A 20,170-nucleotide genomic window follows, 5' to 3' on the forward strand; every position below is an offset into this window, starting at 1 on the left:
CGACCTGACCGTGACGATCCTCGACCGTCCGCGCCACGCGCAGATCATCAGGGAGGTGCGCGAGGCGGGTGCCCGCATCCGTTTGATCTCCGACGGCGACGTCGCCGGCGCGATTGCCGCTGCACGTCCGGGTTCGGGTGTCGACATGCTGCTCGGCATCGGCGGTACCCCCGAGGGCATCATCGCCGCGGCCGCGATGCGCTGCATGGGTGGTGCGCTGCAGGGTCGCCTGGCACCGAAGGACGACGCCGAGCGCCAGAAGGCGATCGACGCCGGACACGATCTCGACCGTGTCCTCACCACCACCGATCTCGTCACCGGCGAGAACATCTTCTTCTGCGCGACCGGCGTCACCGACGGTGAGCTGCTCCGCGGCGTCCGCTACTCCGCCGGGGGCGCGGAGACGCAGTCGATCGTGATGCGCAGCAAGTCGGGCACGGTCCGCATGATCGAGGCGTACCACCGCCTGCAGAAGCTCAGCGAGTTCTCGTCCATCGACTTCCACGGTGTCGCCGGCTCCCCGCCGCCCATGCCCTGATCATCACTGCCCTGATCATCACTGCCCTGATCATCACCGATCCTTCCGAGGAGGGGCACTGCACCGAGTTCTGGTGCAGTGCCCCTCCTCGTTCGTTCCGGCGGCATAACGTGGAGGACATGACCGACACCGAACAGTCTTCTCAGCAGTTCCGTATCGAACGCGACACGATGGGCGAGGTCCAGGTTCCGGTCGACGCCTTGTGGCGCGCCCAGACGCAGCGCGCCGTGGAGAACTTCCCGATCTCGGGCCGTGGACTCGAACGCGCACAGATCCGCGCGCTGGGTCTGCTCAAGAGCGCCTGCGCCCGGGTGAACAAGGACCTGGGTCTGCTCGACCCCGACAAGGCCGACGCGATCGTCGCGGCCGCCGATGCCATCGCCGCGGGTGAGTACGACGACCAGTTCCCGATCGACGTCTTCCAGACCGGTTCGGGCACGAGCTCGAACATGAACACCAACGAGGTCATCGCGTCGCTCGCCGCGAAGGCCGGCGTCACGGTCCACCCCAACGACGACGTCAACATGTCGCAGTCGTCGAACGACACTTTCCCCACCGCGACGCATGTCGCCGCGACCGAGGCGACGGTGAAGGATCTGATCCCCGCCCTCGAGCACCTGCACGGTGCCCTCGCCGAGAAGGCGAAGGAGTGGCGCACGGTCGTCAAGTCGGGTCGTACGCACCTGATGGATGCGGTCCCGGTGACCCTGGGCCAGGAGTTCGGTGGTTACGCCCGCCAGATCGAGGCCGGGATCGAACGTCTCCGCGCGACCCTCCCCCGCCTCGGCGAACTGCCGATCGGCGGTACCGCGGTGGGCACGGGCCTCAACGCACCGGCGGATTTCGGGGCGCGTGTCGTGGCCGTGCTCGTCGAGACCACGGGGCTCGACGAGTTGCAGGGGGCCCGCAACAGTTTCGAGGCTCAGGCCGCGCGTGACGCTCTGGTCGAGGTGTCCGGGGCGCTGCGCACCGTCGCCGTGTCGCTGACGAAGATCGCCAACGACATCCGCTGGATGGGGTCCGGTCCGCTCACGGGTCTGGCCGAGATCCAGCTCCCCGATCTGCAGCCCGGTAGTTCGATCATGCCGGGCAAGGTCAATCCCGTTCTTCCCGAAGCGGTTACGCAGGTCGCCGCACAGGTGGTGGGCAACGACACCACTGTGGCGTGGAGCGGCGCGGCCGGGGCGTTCGAACTCAACGTCTACATCCCGGTGATGGCCCGCAACGTCCTCGAGTCGATTCGTTTGCTCGCCAACGTCTCCCGACTGTTCGCCGATCGCTGCATCGCCGGGCTGGTCGCGAACGTCGAACATCTGCGCACACTGGCGGAGTCGTCGCCGTCGATCGTCACTCCCCTCAACTCCGCGATCGGATACGAGGAGGCGGCCGCCGTCGCCAAGGAGGCGCTGAAGGAGAAGAAGACGATCCGTCAGACCGTCGTGGACCGCGGCCTCGTCGGCGACCGCCTGAGCGAGGAGGAACTGGACCGCCGCCTCGACGTCCTGGCGATGACGCGGGTGGACGAGAAGTCCTGACCCGCAGGGTTCCGATCGACCTGTCTGCATCCGCTACGAATTTCGCCATCCGCTACAGCAATTGCTGTAGCGGATGGCGAAAACGTGAGCGGATAGCGAGGGCTCAGCGAGTCGGGGAGTCACCTCATTCCTGGACCACCTCGGTCCCGGCGCCGGGCGCCCACGTGATGTAACCGAACTGGAAGTTGCTTCGCGCACCGTCGGGGGTCTGTTCCTCGTCGGTGATCGGGAAGCCCAGGTCGCCACCGGCACCACCCGCGGCCTCCCAGGCCGTGCGGATCTCACCCCACACGATGTGGGAATCGGTGTCGGGGCTCCACGCGATGATGCCGCCCTCGAACTCCGCGACGTAACCGTCGCCGACTTCCTCCTGCTGGCCGGTCGCGGCGCCGAGCGGGCTGGACGCACCGCCGACCTCGTCGTACTTCTGCAGGATCGGCCCGCTGAGTTCGACCTGCTCGCCGTCCGGTCCCGGCACCGCACTGGACCGATCCGCCGCGGGCTCGTCGGCCTCGGGCGAATCGTCGCCCTGCGTGATCGATTCGACGGCGCTCTCCGCCCCGGATGCCACGCTCTCCGCGGCGGACTGGACCGCGCTGGTCGCGCTGCCCACCGTGTCCTCCGCGGATTGGTCGTCGCTGCAACCGGCGACCACCAGTCCGATCGCCGCTGCGGCCGCCACCAACGCTGCTCTGCGTCGGGGAATTCGATTCATCGGTTCGCTCCTGTCACTGAGAGGACGGGTACCTGATTTCAGGGTGCCCGACTCCTCGGCGACACAACCCGGTTTCCGGTGATTCCGTGCCGTGCACCAATCCGCCCCACCCCCGGCATCCTGCCGTTACCATGCGACGCAGCCGACGCCGAGGAGAACGATGAGCACACAGACCGCCACCGCGCAGGACGCCGTCGCCACGGTGACCGACTTCCTGGAGGCAACGGCCGCGGAGGACATCGACCGCGCCGCCTCGCTGATCACCGACGACCTCGCGTGGCACAACACCTGGCTCCCCACCATCCGCGGCGGTTCCCGGGTCCGGAAGATCCTCGCCGGTCTCGCGCGACCTTCGGTGGGCTTCGGCGTCGTCGTCCACCACATCGCGGCCGACGGCGACATCGTGCTCACCGAACGCACCGACATCCTGCGCTTCGGGCCGGTGAGCATCGAGTTCTGGGTGTGCGGCACCTTCGAGTTGCGCGACGGACGGATCGCCGTGTGGGACGACCACTTCGACGTCCTCACCTTCCTTCGCGGAACCGTCGTGGGCGTCCTGCGTGCCGTCCTGCGTCGCTCCTGACGATCCTCACCCCACCGCTCCCCCAGGGCTGCCCGCATAGAATCCGTTCGTCGCCGAACCGTTCGGCGACGGATCAGCAGGGAGCGATGACATGTCCGACGCCGAGCACACTCCGGGATTCACGACGGGTCTGGAGATCCGGCGCGAAGTGATGGGTGACGACTTCGTCGAGCGGGCGTTCGAACGTTCCCGCGGCACCGACTCCGAGGCGATGCAGGAGTTCGTGACCGAGCACGCCTGGGGCGCCGTGTGGTCGCGTCCCGGCCTGGACCGGCGCAGCCGCAGCCTGCTCAACCTTGGCATGCTCATCGCGCTGCGCGCCGAGAACGAGCTGCGCGGACACGTCCGCGGTGCCCTGCGAAACGGGCTCGGCCGCACGGAGATCGTCGAATCCGTCATCCACTGCTCGGCGTACTGCGGCGCCCCCGCCGGACTCGCTGCGATGCGCGTGGTCCAGGAAGTGCTCGAGGCCGAACTCGGCCCCCTCTCCGAGGGCACCGATGCCTCCGACGAGGTCTGACGACGACGGCGCGCCCGGCGGATGCCGGACGCGCCGTTCGATCATGCTCGGGTGTCAGGCGCCCGGAGCGAACTCCTCGAGCATCTCCGTCACCAGCGCTGCGATCGGCGACCGTTCACTGCGGGTGAGCGTGACGTGCGCGAACAGCGGATGTCCCTTGAGCTTCTCGATGACCGCCGCGACACCGTCGTGCCGGCCGACACGCAGGTTGTCGCGCTGGGCGACGTCGTGGGTGAGCACGACGCGCGATCCCGCACCGAGCCGCGACAGGACGGTGAGCAGCACGTTGCGTTCGAGCGACTGCGCCTCGTCGACGACGACGAACGAATCGTGCAGCGACCGGCCGCGAATGTGCGTGAGCGGCAGCACTTCCAGCATTCCGCGGCTGAGCACCTCCTCGAGCACCGCCGGGCTGGCGAGTCCTTCGAGGGTGTCGAAGACCGCCTGCCCCCACGGATTCATCTTCTCGGCCTCGGTACCCGGCAGGTAGCCGAGTTCCTGCCCACCCACCGCGTAGAGCGGCCGGAAGACCACCACCTTGCGGTGGGTTCGTCTTTCCAGGACGGCCTCGAGTCCCGCCGTCAGTGCCAGCGCGGACTTTCCGGTTCCGGCCTTGCCGCCGAGGGAGACGATGCCGACGGATTCGTCGAGCAGCAGGTCGAGGGCGACGCGCTGTTCGGCGGAGCGCCCGTGCAGTCCGAACGCCTCCCGGTCGCCGCGGACGAGCTGCACCCGCTTGTCGGCGGTGACCCGGCCGAGCGCGCTGGAGGAGCCACCGAGAAGCCTGATCCCCGTGTGGCACGGCAGATCCCGCGCATCGTCGATGTCGACGATGCCCTCGGTGAACATCTCGTCGATGAGGGTCCGGTCGACCTCGAGTTCGGTCATGCCCGTCCATCCCGAGATCACCACGTCCTGGGCGTGGTACTCGTCGGCGTCGAGGCCGACGGCACCGGCCTTGACGCGCAACGGGATGTCCTTGCTGACGAGCACCACGTCGCGTCCCTCGGTGGCCAGGTTCAGGGCGCACGCGAGGATGCGGGAGTCGTTGGTGTCGGTGCGGAATCCCGCGGGCAGGACCATGGGGTCGGTGTGATTGAGCTCCACGTGGAGGGTGCCACCCTCGTCCCCGATAGGGATGGGCTGGTCGAGGCGTCCGTGCCGCTGCCGCAGGTCGTCGAGCAGGCGCAGCGATTCGCGAGCGAACCAGCCGAGTTCGTGGTGGTGCCGTTTCCCTTCGAGTTCGCCGATCACGACCAGCGGAAGGACGACTTCGTGCTCGGCGAACCTGGTGACCGCCCAAGGGTCGGAGAGCAACACTGAAGTGTCCAGCACGTAGGTGCGTACAGCGGATTCTTTCGCAGCGGCGGTACCGGAGGCGTGGCCGGAGCGGGTGGGGACGGAGCGTGTTGCGTTCACGTGGGGCTCCTCGGCCCGGACGGCACCGCCCGGACGTATTCGGTGGGCCGGTGGGTCCCCGGTGTCGTCACGACCACGGAGGCCCGGTGCCGGCCCCCTCGCTCGGACTGTGTCAGCCACACGATCAGGGACCTCCCGCGTAGACGGCACCTGCGCCGCCTACACCCCCGACGCTAACCCCGATACGGGCGATTCGCTCGATGGCGGAGGAAGCGTGTCGGTGAAGATCGCGTTAACGACACCTCATAAGTACCCCTGAACCCCAGCAAACACGGTCGGCTCCGCTGCGTCAGGAACGCGAACCCGTGGATCGCGCGGCGTACGGTCACTCGACCGTCACCGGATGCGCGCTCGGTTCCACCGTCGCACCGCGCAGTCTTCGCAGTACCAGGGTCACGAGCAGCGCGAGGACGGCCATCGCGGCGCTGTACCAGACGACCGCGTCCGGGGCGTCGAAGATGCCGCCGAACAGACCCGCGACGAGCGCACCGACCGACATGCCCGCGACCTCCTGGGCGGACCACAGGCCGTTCACCCGGCCCAGCAGCGTGTGCGGCGTGTGCGTCTGGATCAGCGAGTAGCGCAGCACCTCCTGCACGGCCCCGAACACACCGACGATCACGAGCAGCACGACGGTGAGCGCCAGGACGGACGTGAAGCCCACCAGTGCCTGGACGACGAATCCGAGGACCAGGGCGGTGAGCAGCACGCAGCCGGGCCGCACCGAACGGCCGAGCCATCCACTGGTGACCGTGGCCGCGGCGGCGCCGAGCGCGATCGCCGCGTACATGACGCCGATGGCGACCGCATTGCCCTCGAAACGCGCGTCGGCGAAGGCCGGCACGAGCACGAGCACACCGCCGCCGAGCATCGCGACGACACCGGCGATCATCACCCCGCCGACGACGCGTTCGCGGCGCAGGAAGCCGGTCACCGTCTCCGCGGGTGCGTCGGCGTCGTGCCCGGCGTCCGCCGTCGGTGGGTTCAGCGCCGGCAGGCCCGAGAGCAGGGTGACGGTCACGGCGGTGCCGATCGCGGCCACCCAGTAGTTCCACGCCACCGAGAACGTCGCGATCACGAGACCGCCGAGCGCCGGGGACAGGACGGCTCCCGCGCGGGCGCTGAGCACGTTGAGCGCACCGACGGCGACGAGCTGGTCCTTGGGGACGAGCGTGGGCACGACTGCCAGCAGAGCCGCGATGCTGATCGACCCGATCAGGCCGTTGACGACCGTCAGGGCGATGATCGCCGGCACCGAGGGCGACGACAGACCGGCGTTGACGGCCAGTCCGACGAAGGTGAGACCGGAGACGGTGCGGGCGAACAGGATCAGGAACGTGCGGTTGTAGCGGTCGGCGAGCATGCCGCCGAGCAGCATGCCGCCGATCGCAGCGCCCCCTTCGAGCGCGGAGACCAGACCCACCATCGGCGACGATCCGGTCAGAGCGTAGACCTGGATCGGTACGCCGACCATGAGCATCCCGATACCGAAGATCGAGATGGTGCGAGCGATGAAAATCCGGCGGAAGGCCGCGCTCTCGCGCAGCGGCCGCAGATCGAAGAGGGCGCCGTTGCTCATTGCCGGGCCGTCACTCGGACTTCGCGGCGGCGTCGGCGAGCATCGGAGCGATCTCGTCGGTGGCCCACTTCAGCGACAACGCCGACGGGAAGCCCACGGCGTTCGGCATGCCGGTGTTGCGGGCGAGCGAGACGACCGCGCCGCGCTCGACGGCCGGAAGACGGTTCCACGCCTCGAACTTGGTCAGGTATCCGAGATCGCCGGTGGGCGAGACGACCACGAGCAGGTCGGCGTCGAGTTGCGAGATCTCCTCGTAGGACAGCACTCCGCGTCCGTCCGCATCGACCTGCAGTGTGTTCGCGTACTCGCTGAGCTCGAGGCCGAGCGAGTTCAGGAACTGCCCGATGCCGCGGTCGTCGGCGGCGAGCACCGACAGCTGGCCACCGGTGTCGCCGATGATCGCGTTGTAGGTCGCGCCCTCGAGTGCGGGGTACTGCTCCTTGGCGGCGTCGAGATCGACCTCGGCCTGCTCGATGACCTCCTCGGCCTTCTCGGGGATGCCGAGGGCCGAGGCGATCTTGCGGGTGGAGTCCTGCCACGGCTCACCGTTGGCGCGGTAGTCGAAGTGGACGACGGGGAACTGTTCGGCGAGCTGGTCGTAGGTGTTCTGTTCGAGTCCCCAGAAGCCGGTGGAGACGATGATGTCGGGCTGCAGCGCGGCGATCTGCTCGGCGATCACCGTGGCACCGCCGTCCATGTTCAGCAGCGGCGGGACGTCGGCGCCGAGTGCTTCGGCCTCCCACGGCCACACGCCGGTGCCGCCGGTCGCCGCGAGGTTCTGGGCATCGACGGGGAGCGCGAGCGGGGTGACGCCCAACGACAGCAGGATGTCGGCGTCCTGCGGCGACAGCGGCAGGGCGCGGGTCGGGGCCGACTCGACGGTCGTGTCGCCGAACTTGCCGGAGACGGTGACCGGGAACTCGCCGTTCGCCGCCGTCGCGCTGCCGGACGAGCTGCCGCTGTCGGTGTCCGAGCCGCACGCCGTGACACCGACCAGCATGGCGGTGGCGGCGAGGGCGACGCCGATCCGGCGCAGTCGCTTGTGGATCCTCATCGATTCTCCTCTGCTGTAGAACTCTTCGTAGGTCCGTCGTCCGGGTGTCCGTTCCCGGCGCCGCGGATCTCGTCCTCGTGGAGGGTCGCGGCGAGTTCGCCGATCGACCCGGCGGTGAAGATCGACTCGGCGTCGATCACGTATCCGGCCGCCCGCAGTCCGCCGAGGATCCGCATCACCGAGATGCTGTCGCATCCGAGTTCGAGCAGATCGTCGGCGACCTCGACCTGCTCGACGCCGGTGACCTCGGAGGCGAGGGCGCACAGCAGCTCTTCGGCCGGTGTGGACGGTGCCCGGTGCGTTCGCGGGGCGAGTTCCGGTCGCGGCAGCGCTGCGCGGTCGATCTTGCCGTTGGCGAGCGTGGGCAGGGCGTCGAGCACGACCGTCGCCGACGGCACCATGTAGTCGGGCAGCACCCGCGCGACCGCGCGTCGCAGCGTCTCGGCGTCGAGGGTGTACCCGGCGGCCGGGACGACGTAGGCGACGAGACGTGCCGTCGCACCGAGATCGGTGCGGGCGAGCACCACTGCGGTCGCGACGTCCGGTCGCGACGAGAGCACGGTCTCGATCTCGGCCGGTTCGATCCGGTATCCGCGGATCTTGACCTGGTCGTCGCCGCGTCCGCGGTAGCGGATGTGTCCGTCGGGCGTCCACAGGGCCCGGTCACCCGTGCGGTACATGCGGTCTCCGGGGAATTCCGGATCGATCGTGTCCGCGACGAAACGGTCGGCGGTGCGACCCGGGTCGGCGAGATAGCCGCGGGCCAGTCCACGACCGGCGAGGTAGAGCTCGCCCTCCACACCGATCGGCGCGGGACGCATCCACCGGTCGACGATGTAGGCCCGGGTGCCGGCGACCGGTCGGCCCGCAACGGGCGCCTCGGCGTCCGAAGCCCGTGCGACGAGCGCGTCGACGGTGCTCTCGCTCGGCCCGTAGAGGTTGTAGGCGCTCACGCCGTCCAGCCCGCGCAACCGGTCCCACATCGGTTGGGAGACCGCCTCGCCGCCGAAGCCGAGCGAGGCCGGGCACCGTCCGTCGTCCGCGAGTCCGTGATCGAGCAGCTGCGCGAGGTGCGACGGGGTGACCTCGACGAAGTCCCAGCGGGATTCGTGGGCGACGCGGACCATCTCGGCCGGATCGCGCTGGACCTTCTCGTCGACGACGTGCACCGCGTGCCCGTCGAAGAGCCACAGCTGCGGTTGCCAGGACGCGTCGAAGGCGAACGACCACGCGTGGCCGACCCGGAGCCGGTCGCGTCCGGTCCGTGCCTGCGTCGGCGCGTAGAGGTCGGCGCGGTGGCTGTGGAACAGCGCGGTCAGGCCGCGGTGCAGGGCGAGGACCGCCTTGGGTGTGCCGGTGGAGCCGGAGGTGTACACGACGTAGGCCGGGTGGTCGGCGCGCAGCGGTGCGAGCCGGTCGGCGTCGGTCAGCGGGGCGTCGTCGTAGCCGGCGACCCGCGCCGCGAGCGTCTCGTCGTCGAGCGCGAGCACCGGCGCGTCCACCGCGGGCAGCGACGACGCGAGTTCTCGGGTGGTGAGCACGACGGCCGGCTCCGCGGTGCCGAGGATCGTCGCGAGACGCTCGGTGGGAGTGCGCGGTTCGAGCGCGACGTAGGCACCGCCGGAGACGAGCACCGCGAGCATCGCCGCGATCGTGTCGGCCGTGCGGGGCAGCACGAGCGCCACGCGGGTCTCGGGAGCGACACCGTGGTCGACGAGCAGTCGCGCCCACCGGCGGACCAGGGACGCGAGGTCGGCGAAACTCCATTCGAGATCGACTGCCACGAGCGCGGTCTCGTGCGGGTGACGGGCGACCGCGTCGTCGAACAGGTCCGCGACGGTGACGGCTTCGGCGACCGGTGCCGGTGTGGCCCGCCACTGTTCGAGCCGGGCGCGTTCGTCGGCCGGCAGGACGTCGATGGCGGACAGGCGCCGGTGCGCCTCTCCCCCGGCCAGCGTGCGCAGCACCCGGTCGAGTCCGGCGACGAGACGTTCGACGGTGCCGCGGTCGTACAGGTCGGAGCTGTACTCGACGACGCCGACGAGGGTGTCGGTGCCCACATACTCGACGAGGTCGAACGACAGGTCGAACTTCGAGGTCTCCATCGGGTGCGGTTCGGGGGTGACACCCGCCGTGAGCCCACCCGCACTGCGCGGATCGGGTTCGACGAGATAGACGATCATCACCTGGAACAGCGGGTGCAGGGCGCGCGAGACGGATCGGTCGGAGCCGAGCACCGCGTCGACGACCTGCTCGAAGGGCAGGTCCTGGTGGTCGAACGCCTGGAGGTCGGTGCGGCGGATCCGGTCGAGCAGTTCGGCGACGGTGGGGTCGCCGGACAGGTCGGTGCGCAGCACGAGGGTGTTGAGGAAGAAACCGACGAGATCCTCGAGTTGCGCGTCGCCGCGTCCGGAGACCGGGGTGCCGAGGGGGATGTCCTCGCCGCCGCCGTAGGCGGCGAGCAGCACCGCGACGGCGGCCTGCACGACCATGAACATCGAGACGTCGTGTGCGCGTGCGAGTTCCCGCAGTGCGCGCACGACCTCCGCGTCGAGCGCGAATGGCACCGCGCCACCGCGATAGGAGGTGCGGGCCGGACGGGTCCGGTCGGTCGGCAGCGGCGTTTCCTCGGGCAGGCCGGCGAGGGCGTCGCGCCAGTAGGCGCGCTGACGCGCGGCGAGCGACTCCGCATCCGCCGGGTCGCCGAGCAGGTCGCGCTGCCACAGTGTGAAGTCGGCGTACTGCACGGCGGGCTGCGTCCACTCCGGTGCCCGCCCCACCTGCCGCAGCGCGTAGGCGGTCGCCAGATCGGTGAGCAGCGCCTTGGTCGACCACTCGTCGACGGCGATGTGGTGAATCACCAGCGCCACCACGGTGCCGTCCCCGGCGTCGAGGACCGACAGCCGCACCGGGAGCTCAGCCGACAGATCGAAGCGGTGATCGATCGCCTCGGCCAGAGCATCGTGGACATCGGCCGCGGCGACCGAGCGGTGGTCGACGACCACGCGGACCTCGTCCGGCGCGAGCACCTGCTGGTAGGCCTGTCCGTCCGCGCTCGGGAAGACCGTGCGCAGCGCCTCGTGGCGCAGGACGACGTCGCGCACGGCCGCTTCGAGTGCCGGGACGTCGACGCGCCCGTGCACCCGCCACGTGACAGGCACGTTGTACACGCCGCCGCGGGCCCCGAGCTGGTCGAGAATCCAGAGGCGTTGCTGCGCGTACGACAGCGGCACCATCGCAGGTCGCGGGTCGGCCGCCACCAGCGCGGGTCGCGGCGACGCCTGCCCGGCGGCCGCGCACCGCTGCGCGAGCGACTCCACCGTCGGGGCGTCGAAGACCGTGCGCAGGGCCAGATCCGCGCCGAGCTCCGAACGGATCGCGTTCACGAGCCGGATCGCAGCGAGGGAATGCCCACCGAGCGCGAAGAAGTCAACGTCGATACCGACCTCGTCGAGTCCCAGCGCATCGGCGAACAGTGTCGCGATCGTCGCCTCGAGTTCGGTACGCGGCTGCCGTCCGGATCCGGTGTCGAACTCCGGTGCCGGAAGGGCACCGCGATCGAGTTTGCCGTTGAAGGTCGTCGGGACCGCGTCGATCACGAGAACCCGTGCGGGCAGCAGATAGTCGGGCACACGTCCGACGAGTGCGTCACGGACCGCCACCGGATCCACCGCGACTTCCGCTGCGGGAACGATATATCCGACGAGCACCGAATCGCCTGCGGGACGGGGTTTGATCGCGGCCACAGCACGGGCGACACCGTCGACGGCATCGAGAGCCGCCTCGAGTTCGCCGAGTTCGATGCGCAGACCGCGCAGCTTGATCTGGTCGTCGCCGCGGCCGAGATATTCGAGGTCGCCGTGGGCGTCCCAGCGTGCGAGGTCGCCGGTGCGGTAGAGCCGGTCGCCGGGATCGCCGTAGGGGTCGGCGACGAACCGCTGGGCGGTGAGCGCCGGGCGCCGCAGGTAGCCCTGCGCAACCTGTACTCCCCCGATGTACAGCTCACCGGGGGTGCCGGCCGGCACGGGGCGCAGATACCGGTCGAGCACGTACAGGCACACGTTCGCGCCCGGCCGCCCGATGACGGAACCGCGGGTAGGCGAACCGATCCGGGCACCCGGGTCGGCGTCGAGGGTCACCTCCACCGCGGCTTCGGTCGGGCCGTACAGGTTGTGGACCTTCACCTGCGGGAGCACCGTCGCCGCGCGTGCGACGGTGCGCGGCGACAGTGCTTCACCGCTGCACACGATGCGGCGCAGGCTCGCGGCGTCCGCGGTGGCGGGCACGGCGAGGGTCTCCTCGAGCATCGACGGCACGAAGTGGGCGACGGTGATGTTCCCGTCGCGCAGCAGGGTCGCCGATTCGACGGGATCGCGGTGCGCGTCGGGTCCGCCGACGACGACGCTCGCACCGTCGACGAACGGCGCGAACAACTCCCACACCGACACGTCGAAGGTCGCGGGTGTGCGCAGCAGCACCCGGTCGTCGGGCGAGGCGGGCAGTTCGCGGCGCACCCATTCGAGCCGGTTCGCCACGGCGCGGTGCGACACGGCGACGCCCTTGGGCAGACCCGTCGACCCCGAGGTGTAGATGACGTAGAGCGGGTGGTCGAGGGTGAGCGGCGCGATCCGGTCGGTGTCGGTGACCGACTCCGGGCTGCGGGCGTCTATGCGGGCACGCACCTCGGTGTCGTCGAGGTCGAGTCGCGGATGCTCGCCGGGCAGTTCGATGTCGCTGCGCGTCAGCACGACTCGCGGATGCGCATCGCCGAGCAGGTACTCGATGCGCGTTTCGGGCAGCGTGGTGTCGATCGGCTGGTAGGCCGCACCGGACTTCACGACGGCGTGGATCGCGACGACCTGCCCCACGGAGCGGGGCACCGCGACCGCGACGATCGCACCCGGACCGGCGCCGAGCGCGACGAGTTCGCGGGCGAGGCGGTTCGAGGCGGCGTCGAGGGCGGCATGGGTGAGGGTGTGGTCGGCCGCGACGAGAGCCGGCCGTTCGGCGTGCTCGGCGGCGCTGCGGGCGAGCACCTCGCTCAGCGGGGCGAGAGCGAAGTCGACGCGCTCGCCGGTGCCGACGGCGAGTTGTCCCGCGGCCTCGTCGGCGTCGAGGATCGCGACGTCGCCGATCCGGGCCGCGGGTGCGCTCGCGACCTGATCGAGCAGAGTGAGCAGCGCGGCGAGAAGCGTGTCGGCCATGGTGGCGTCGAACAGGTCGGTCGCGTACTCGACCGATACGGCGACCTCGCCGGTGTCCGGGGCGTCGACGAAGGTGAGGTTGAGGTCGAACTTGGCGCGGACGTTGCTCAGCGGTTCCCAGCGGGTGGGCACACCGAGCAGGTCGGGCAGCTGCGCGGGGCGCTGCAGGTAGCTCATCATCACCTGGAACAGCGGGTTCCGTCCCTCGACGCGCGGCGGTGCGAGTCGCTCGACGAGCTGCTGGAAGGGCACCTCCTGGTGCGCCATCGCCGCGAGATCGGTCTCGCGCACCCGGTCGAGGAGTTCGGCGAAGGTGGGCTCGCCGGACAGATCGGTGCGCAGCACCAGGGTGTTGACGAAGAACCCGACGAGTTCGTCGAGTGCGGTGTCGGAACGGCCCGAGACGGGGGTGCCGACGACGATGTCGTCGCCCGCGCCGAGCCGGGAGAGCAGTGCCGCGACGGCCGCGTGCAGCGCCATGAACATCGTGCCGCCGCGGGCATCCGCGACCGCGCGCAGGCGGGCGGCGATGTCGGCGGGGACCGTCGCGGTGGTGTTGCCCGCCGCTCCGGTCGGCCGCGCGGGGCGGGGCCGGTCGGTGGGCAGGACGATCTCGTCGGGCAATTGCGCGAGAGTGTCGGTCCAGTAGTCGATCTGGGTGTCGATCCGGCCGGCCTCGATCAGTTCGCGCTGCCACAGCGTGTAGTCGGCGTACTGGACGGGCAGCGGAGACCATTCGGGTGTCGCGCCGGCCGACCGGGCTTGGTAGGCGCGGGTGAGGTCGCCGAGCAGCGGCGCATCCGACCATTCGTCGGTCGCGATGTGGTGCAGCACCACTGCGAGGACGTGCCGGTCGGGCGCGACGCGCACCAGCACCACGCGCAGCGGCGGGTCGGTGTGCAGATCGAACGACGCGGTGAGCCGCTCGGTGAGCAGCGCCCGGACGGCATCCTCGGACTCTGTCTCGTGCAGTTCGACGCGCACGGCCTCGGGCGTGTCCAGGATCCGCTGGTAGGGCGTGCCGTCCTCGGAATCGACGACGGTGCGCAGGCTCTCATGACGTTCCACGACGTCGGCGACCGCCGCGACGAGGGCATCGGCGTCCACCGCGCCGTCGAGGCGGGCGACGTGCGCGTAGTGGTAGGCGAGGCTGTCGTCCTGCAACTGCTGGAGCAGCCACAGGCGTTCCTGGGCGGCCGACAGCGGCACCCGGTCGGGGCGCGTCCGCGCGGTGATCGGCGGGAGCGCCGCTGCGGCGCCGGGGATGCGGCGGGCGAGTTCCTCGACGCTGCGAGCCTCGAACAGGTCGCGGATGGTGACGTCCACACCGAGTTCGGAGCGGATGCGGCCGACGATCCGCATGGCGATCATCGAATGCCCGCCGAGTTCGAAGAAGTCGTCGTCGGCGCCGACCTCGTCGACCCCGAGGACGTCGGCGAAGACCTCGCACAGGACCTTCTCGGTCTCGGTGCGCGGGGCGCGTCCACCGAGGCCCGTGGCGGCCTGCGGTTCGGGCAGGGCGCGGGTGTCGAGCTTGCCGTTGACGGTCATCGGCACGGAATCGATGAGCTGTACCCCGGCCGGGACCATGTAATCGGGCAACTGGGCGCGCAGGTGGGCGACGAGCCGCGACGACAGGTCGGGCGGATCGCCGTCTCCGACCGGAACGGCGTAGGCGGCAAGTCGTTTCGTGCCGGGCACGAGCGGGTCGTCGACGGCGATCACCGCCGCGGTACCGACCTCGGGGTGCTCCTCGAGCACAGCCGCGATCTCGTGCAGTTCGACGCGGTAACCGCGGATCTTGACCTGGTCGTCGACGCGGCCGAGATAGTCGAGGTTGCCGTCGGTGCGGCGGCGCATGAGGTCGCCGGTGCGGTACATGCGGTCACCGGCCGACCACGGATCGGCGACGAAGCGGTCGGAGGTGAGCCCGAAACGGTTCAGATAGCCGCGCGCGAGACCCACACCCGCGATGTACAACTCGCCGACGACACCGTCGACGACGGGTCGCAGCCACGGGTCGAGGATGTAGGCGCGGGTCGCGCGGATGGGGACGCCGACCGTGGGGGTCGCGCTGTCGTCGGTGCCTCCACCGAGGGTGTTGATGGTGTACTCGGTGGGGCCGTACAGGTTGTACCCGAGGGTGCCATCGGTCTCACGCAGGCGCGTCCACACCGAATCCGACACGGCCTCACCGCCGAGCAGAACGAGCGGCGGGCGGTGCTGCCCCGGACCCTCGTCGAGCATGCCGTCCGCGATCAGCTGCGTCGCGTAGGTGGGGGTGACGTTGACGACGTCGATGGCGTGGGTGTTGCAGTACTCGGCGAGCGCGGTGGCGTCGCGACGCAGGTCCTCGTCGCAGACGTGCACCTCGTGGCCCTCGACGAGCCAGAGCAGTTCCTCCCACGACATGTCGAAAGCGAACGACACGGTGTGCGCGACCCGCATCCGACGTCCGTCCACCGACGAGACCACCGGATCGAAGATCTCGTCCTGGTGGTTGCGCTGCATGTTGGTCAGGCCCCGATAGGGGGTGACCACGCCCTTCGGCTTGCCGGTGGACCCCGAGGTGTAGATGACGTAGGCGGGGTGCTCGAGCCGGCCCGGGCGACCCGGGGCGAAGGCACCGAGTTCGGCGTCGGTCAACGGCGCAGTACTCGCGGCGAGGGGCTCGTCCAGGCGGATGCTGCGGGCGGCGGGCAGGCCGAGACGGTTCTGCACCGCGGTCGTGGTGAGGAACAGCGCCGGCAGCGCGTCGTCGATGACGGTGCGCAGACGCTCGTCGGGCTGGTCGAGTTCGAGCGGCAGGTAGGCGGCACCGGTGCGCAGGATCGCGAAGAGCGCGACGACGGTGTCGATGCTGCGGGGCAGACCGAGGCACACGATGGTCTCGGGTCCCGCTCCCCCGGCGATGAGGGTGCGGGCGAGCGCTTCGACGCGGCCGGCGAGTTCGCCGTAGGTGCTGCTCTGTTCACCGGAGACGAGGGCGATGCGGTCGGCGTCGGTCGCGGCGCGGGCGATGAGCATCTCGGCGACGGTGACGTCCTCGACCTCGGGGATCTCGGCGCGCAGCCGGGCGTCGGTGACGGTGTGTTCGGCGGCCGTCAGTGCGGGCACGGACGCGACCGGCAGATCGACTCCGCGGGCGACGAAGTCGAGCAGCGCCACGAAGCGGTCGTGCAGGGCCCGGGCACGCGCACCGTCGACGACGTCGGGCCGGTAGTCGATCTTGACGTGCATGGTCCGCCCCGGCGACACGACGATCGCGAGGGGATAGTGCGTGTGGTCGAGGCTGTCCTCGGCGAGGATGTCGTGCCGCGCGGACTGCCGGGCCATCTCGTCGGCGTCCTTGAAGTTCTGCAGTACGAACAGGGTGTCGAACAGTTCGGAATGACCGACGGCGCGGAGGATGTCGCCGAGTCCGAGATACTCGAACTCCATGCGGTCGGCGTACTCGTCCTGCATGCGGCGCAGCAGGTCCGCGACGGTCTCGGCGCCGGACAGGCGCACCCGCACCGGGACGGTGTTGAGGAACATGCCGACCACGCGGTCGAGTCCGACGATCTCGGTGGGCCGCCCGGCGACGGTGGAGCCGAACACGACGTCGGTGCTGCCGGATTCGGCGGCGAGCAGCAGGCCGACGACGGCGTTCATCAACGCGTTGAGGGTGACGCCCGTGCTGCGGGCCCGATCGCGCAGTGTCGCGGTGAGCGTCTCGTCGATGTACGACTCGATGCGCAGCGGCACGATGGCGGCGCGGTCGCGGGTGGATCCGGCGAGCAGCGTGGGCTTGTCGAAACCGGCGAACTCGTCGCGCCAGGCCTGCTCGGCGGCGGCGCGGTCGCGGGCGGCGAGCCACTGCAGGTAGTCGGTGAAACCCGCTTCGGGCGCCGCGATTTCGTCACCGGCGTAGCGGGCGAGCAGTTCGTCGACGAACAGCGCACCGGACCAGCCGTCCCACAGGATGAATTCGCGGTTGACGACGAGACGGTCGATGCCGTCGAGGCGCAGCAGCAGCATGCGCCACAGCGGCGGGGACGCGAGGTCGAACGGCTGCAGCCGATCCTCCTCGATGAGTTTCTCGGCGCGGGCCTGCTGCTCGGCGGGGTCGAGGTCGGTGAGGTCGACCTCGGTGAACGGCACCTCGAGATCCGCCGCGCCGATGAACTGCACCGGATCGGCCAGACCGTCGTCGGTGAAACCGGCACGCACGGTGGGGTTCTCGGCAAGCAGACGTGCGGCGGCGCGGCGCAGGCGCTCGACGTCGAGGCGGTGGCCGAAGTCGAGCGAGAACTGGGCGGTGTAGATGTCCTTCGACGAGTCGAAGACCGACTGGAAGTACAGGCCGCGCTGCAGCGGCGACAGCGGCCAGATGTCCTCGATCCGCACGGGCGCGATCCGTGCGACGCGGTCGATCTCGGTCTGCGTGAGCGTGACGTGCCCGAGATCGGACGGAGTGAGACAGGTCCGTCCCGAAGCTGCGTCGGCGCGGCCGAGGAGATCGTCGAATGCCGCGCGCCATGCCTCGGCGAGCCGGGCCACGAGATCGGGGTCGAGCGCCTCGTCGGCGGTGAGATGCACCGTGGCGCCGCCGGTTCCCCGTTCGACGTGGATATCGAGCAGGTAGTTGCCGATGCGGTCTCCGCCGCTCCGCACGAGCACCTGCGGCTGTCCGAGCGGCGCGAGGGCCGGTCCGGCCTGGACGTTGGCGTAACGCAGCATCGGCCAGCCGATGCCCCGGTCGGGGGCTGCGCGCAGGCGTTCCTTCGCGGTGCGCAGGGCGTCGAGCGGATCGGTGGCGAGCGCCAGCCGCACCGGCGTCGTCCAGTCGAGCGCGCCGACGGTGCGGGTGAGGTCGGCGTCGGGGGCCAGTGCGATGCGGCCGTCGCGGACGATGTCGACGAGCAGTTCACCGTCGCCGCTCTCGCGGGTGTTCGCGACCGCGGCTGCGGTCACCGCGGTCCACACATCGGTCGAGACGCCCGAGACGAGACCGGCCACTGCGGTGGTCGCCATGGAGAATTCGTCGTCGGTCAGGGTGAGGGTCACAGGCGTCCGTGTGCGGCCGGTGGCCACCGCTGCGGCGAACTCGGCACCGGGTGCGACGGTGGTCATCCAGTCGGGAAGCTCGGCGAGTCGCTGCGGGGAGGCGGCCTGCTCGGTGAAGACGCGGGCGTGGGTCGCGGGCGAGGTGGGCACGGGCGGCAGCACGATCTGCGTGCCGCGCCGGGCGGCGCGCAGGGCACGGTGCAGGTCGGCGGTGACGATCGACCAGGACGTCTCGTCGACGAGCCCGGCGGGGGCGAGGAAGACCAGTTCCCCGGCGCTCTCGTCCGCAGCGGTGAGCCGCACCGCGGTCAGGACCCGGCCGGCGGTGGCGTCGGGGCGCAGGGGCAGGTCGGCGGTCGCGGTTCCCACCGGCAGGGCGGCGTTCGCGACGAGGGTCCGGGCGTCGACGGCGGCGGTGTCGTTCACCGACAGCAGCCACAGCACCGGGGCCGGTGCGGTGAGGGTCGTCCGCAGCGCCGGGTGGTGCTCGACCACGGCGGCGACCGCGGCGAGCACGGCGTCGTCGGTGAGATCCTCCGGAGCCGGGACGCGGTATTCGCGCAGGTCGGCGTCCACGGAGAGTCCGGCGTCGCGGCGTCGCGCGGTGGCCGGCAGCAGCGCGAGCGGTCCGGCGGCGGTGTCCTCGTGGTCGGCCTCGGAGCTGTCGCCGAGGGCCGGCGCCGGGGCGACGTCGAAGGTGCCGAGCGGCGCGTCGAGGTCGTCGAGGATCGCGGCGAGGAAGTCGTCGAGATCGGCGGCGCAGCGCTGCGCGAGCGGTGCGTCGTCGGCATGACCGCGCAGTCCGATCTCGATCGGGTGCCCGGCCTTCTCGAGCACGAGGATGAATTCCAGTTCGCCGACCGGCCCGGAGGACAGCATGTGCGCCTGCGATTCCCGCCCGACCGAGTACCGCGAGGCAGCTGCGGGCATGATGTTCACGCCGACGGTCGGGGGCCGCCAGTCCGGGTCGATCTCGGCGAGTTCGCGACCGAGATCCTCACCGCGGTACCGGCCGTGTTTGAGCAGGCCGAGCAGTTTGCCGTCGATCACCTCGGCGACGTCGGCCAGGCGCGCGTCGTCGGGAACGTCGAAGCGCAGGGGCAGGACGCTGGCGACCATCGCGGGCACGGTGCGCAGTTCGCGGGTGCCGCGCGCGGTCGTGGGCAGGCTGATCACCACGTCACGGCGACGGGTGGCCCGAGCCAGATAGGCGCCGAGGAGCGCGATGAGCACGGTGGCGGGCCGGGTGCCGTGGGCCCTGGCGTACCGCTCGAGCCGGCCGCGTCCGTCGGCGTCGATGTGCGACCAGGCGACGAGTTCTCCGGGGCTCGACAGGCGACCAGAGCCGAGCAGGCGCGTCACCTGCGGGAGGTCGGCGAGTTCGTCGAGCCAGTAGCGGCGGTCGAGTTCGCGTTGTTCGCTCGCGACGTACTCCTCGTCGACGCGCACGTACCGTTCCAGGGTCCACTCCGTGGCGCGGTCGGGACCCTTGCCCTCGACGTACGCCCTGGTCATCGCGGTGGTCGCGAGACCGATGCCGTAGCCGTCATTCACGATGTGGTGGTACTGCTGGTACAGCCGCATCGTGTTGTCGGAGAGGCGGTGGATGGCGAATCGGAACAGCAGGTCGCGGGCTAGATCTTGCGGTTCGTTCATCGTGGCGCGCATCCAGCGGTCGGACGCCGCGGCCGGGTCGTCCTCGCCGCGGAAGTCGATGACCGGCAGGTCCCACTCGCGGGTCGCGCGCCGGATCTGGACGACATTGCCGTCGGCGTCGACGTCGAAGTTGACGTGCAGGGTCTCGGCGGCGTCGAGGACCGAGTGGATCGCCGTGATCATCCGGTCGATGTCGATGTCGTCACCGATGGTCTCGGTGTACATGCCGGTGTTGTAGAGGTGCCCGGTGGCGTCGAGCTGATGACCGAAATAGATGGTCCGCTGCGCGCGCGTGACGGGATACACCGACTGCATCGA

General features: G+C 70.4%; 9 protein-coding genes. 4 read left to right on the plus strand and 5 right to left on the minus strand.

All coding sequences use genetic code 11. The features are described from left to right. A partial coding sequence (locus tag A5767_RS05385; protein ID WP_156665128.1) for a fructose-bisphosphatase class II family protein occupies nucleotides 1–538 on the plus strand: 538 nt, incomplete at its 5' end. Between the two features lie 119 nt (nucleotides 539–657). Next, the gene (locus A5767_RS05390) at nucleotides 658–2,073 is read left to right on the plus strand and encodes a class II fumarate hydratase (protein WP_064851852.1); all 1,416 of its coding nucleotides are present in this window, start codon (nucleotides 658–660) and stop codon (nucleotides 2,071–2,073) included. A gap of 124 nt (nucleotides 2,074–2,197) precedes the next feature. Here A5767_RS05390 and A5767_RS05395 read toward each other — a convergent pair whose 3' ends face one another. Next, entirely contained in the window at nucleotides 2,198–2,788 is a 591-nt protein-coding gene (locus A5767_RS05395; protein WP_024103279.1) for an LGFP repeat-containing protein, read from the minus strand. A 160-nt stretch (nucleotides 2,789–2,948) separates the two neighbouring features. On the opposite strand from A5767_RS05395, the gene A5767_RS05400 reads away from it, so the two are divergent. Together A5767_RS05400 and A5767_RS05405 are read left to right on the plus strand one after the other, a co-directional pair. Beyond that, nucleotides 2,949–3,371, plus strand: a complete 423-nt coding sequence (locus A5767_RS05400) for a limonene-1,2-epoxide hydrolase family protein (RefSeq protein WP_064851848.1) — start codon at nucleotides 2,949–2,951, stop codon at nucleotides 3,369–3,371. 91 nt (nucleotides 3,372–3,462) lie between these two features. Continuing rightward, nucleotides 3,463–3,891, plus strand: a complete 429-nt coding sequence (locus A5767_RS05405) for a carboxymuconolactone decarboxylase family protein (RefSeq protein ID WP_024103277.1) — start codon at nucleotides 3,463–3,465, stop codon at nucleotides 3,889–3,891. A gap of 54 nt (nucleotides 3,892–3,945) precedes the next feature. Here A5767_RS05405 and A5767_RS05410 read toward each other — a convergent pair whose 3' ends face one another. The 4 genes from A5767_RS05410 to A5767_RS05425 form a co-directional block, all read right to left on the minus strand. Beyond that, a complete protein-coding gene (locus A5767_RS05410) occupies nucleotides 3,946–5,310 on the minus strand; it encodes a PhoH family protein (RefSeq protein ID WP_024103276.1) in 1,365 nt (454 codons plus the stop codon). Between the two features lie 325 nt (nucleotides 5,311–5,635). Then, the gene (gene entS, locus A5767_RS05415; protein ID WP_064851849.1) at nucleotides 5,636–6,889 is read right to left on the minus strand and encodes an enterobactin transporter EntS; all 1,254 of its coding nucleotides are present in this window, start codon (nucleotides 6,887–6,889) and stop codon (nucleotides 5,636–5,638) included. A gap of 10 nt (nucleotides 6,890–6,899) precedes the next feature. Continuing rightward, nucleotides 6,900–7,943, minus strand: coding sequence for an ABC transporter substrate-binding protein (locus A5767_RS05420; RefSeq protein WP_006553897.1), 1,044 nt, complete (start codon nucleotides 7,941–7,943; stop codon nucleotides 6,900–6,902). Next, nucleotides 7,940–20,167, minus strand: coding sequence for a non-ribosomal peptide synthetase (locus A5767_RS05425; protein ID WP_064851850.1), 12,228 nt, complete (start codon nucleotides 20,165–20,167; stop codon nucleotides 7,940–7,942). The genes A5767_RS05420 and A5767_RS05425 overlap by 4 nt, the downstream gene beginning before the upstream one ends. Nucleotides 20,168–20,170: the final 3 nt, after the last annotated feature.

The sequence above is a fragment of the Rhodococcus sp. 852002-51564_SCH6189132-a genome (genome assembly GCF_001665495.1).
Classification (GTDB): Bacteria; Actinomycetota; Actinomycetes; order Mycobacteriales; family Mycobacteriaceae; genus Rhodococcus; species Rhodococcus pyridinivorans.

What these genes read in the sequence shown, in the direction of transcription:
- A5767_RS05390 (WP_064851852.1), top strand. Translation starts at nt 658, where the DNA reads ATGACCGACACCGAACAGTCTTCTCAGCAGTTCCGTATCGAACGCGAC.
- A5767_RS05395 (WP_024103279.1), bottom strand. Translation starts at nt 2,788, where the DNA reads ATGAATCGAATTCCCCGACGCAGAGCAGCGTTGGTGGCGGCCGCAGCG.
- A5767_RS05400 (WP_064851848.1), top strand. Translation starts at nt 2,949, where the DNA reads ATGAGCACACAGACCGCCACCGCGCAGGACGCCGTCGCCACGGTGACC.
- A5767_RS05405 (WP_024103277.1), top strand. Translation starts at nt 3,463, where the DNA reads ATGTCCGACGCCGAGCACACTCCGGGATTCACGACGGGTCTGGAGATC.
- entS (WP_064851849.1), bottom strand. Translation starts at nt 6,889, where the DNA reads ATGAGCAACGGCGCCCTCTTCGATCTGCGGCCGCTGCGCGAGAGCGCG.
- A5767_RS05420 (WP_006553897.1), bottom strand. Translation starts at nt 7,943, where the DNA reads ATGAGGATCCACAAGCGACTGCGCCGGATCGGCGTCGCCCTCGCCGCC.
- A5767_RS05425 (WP_064851850.1), bottom strand. Translation starts at nt 20,167, where the DNA reads ATGCAGTCGGTGTATCCCGTCACGCGCGCGCAGCGGACCATCTATTTC.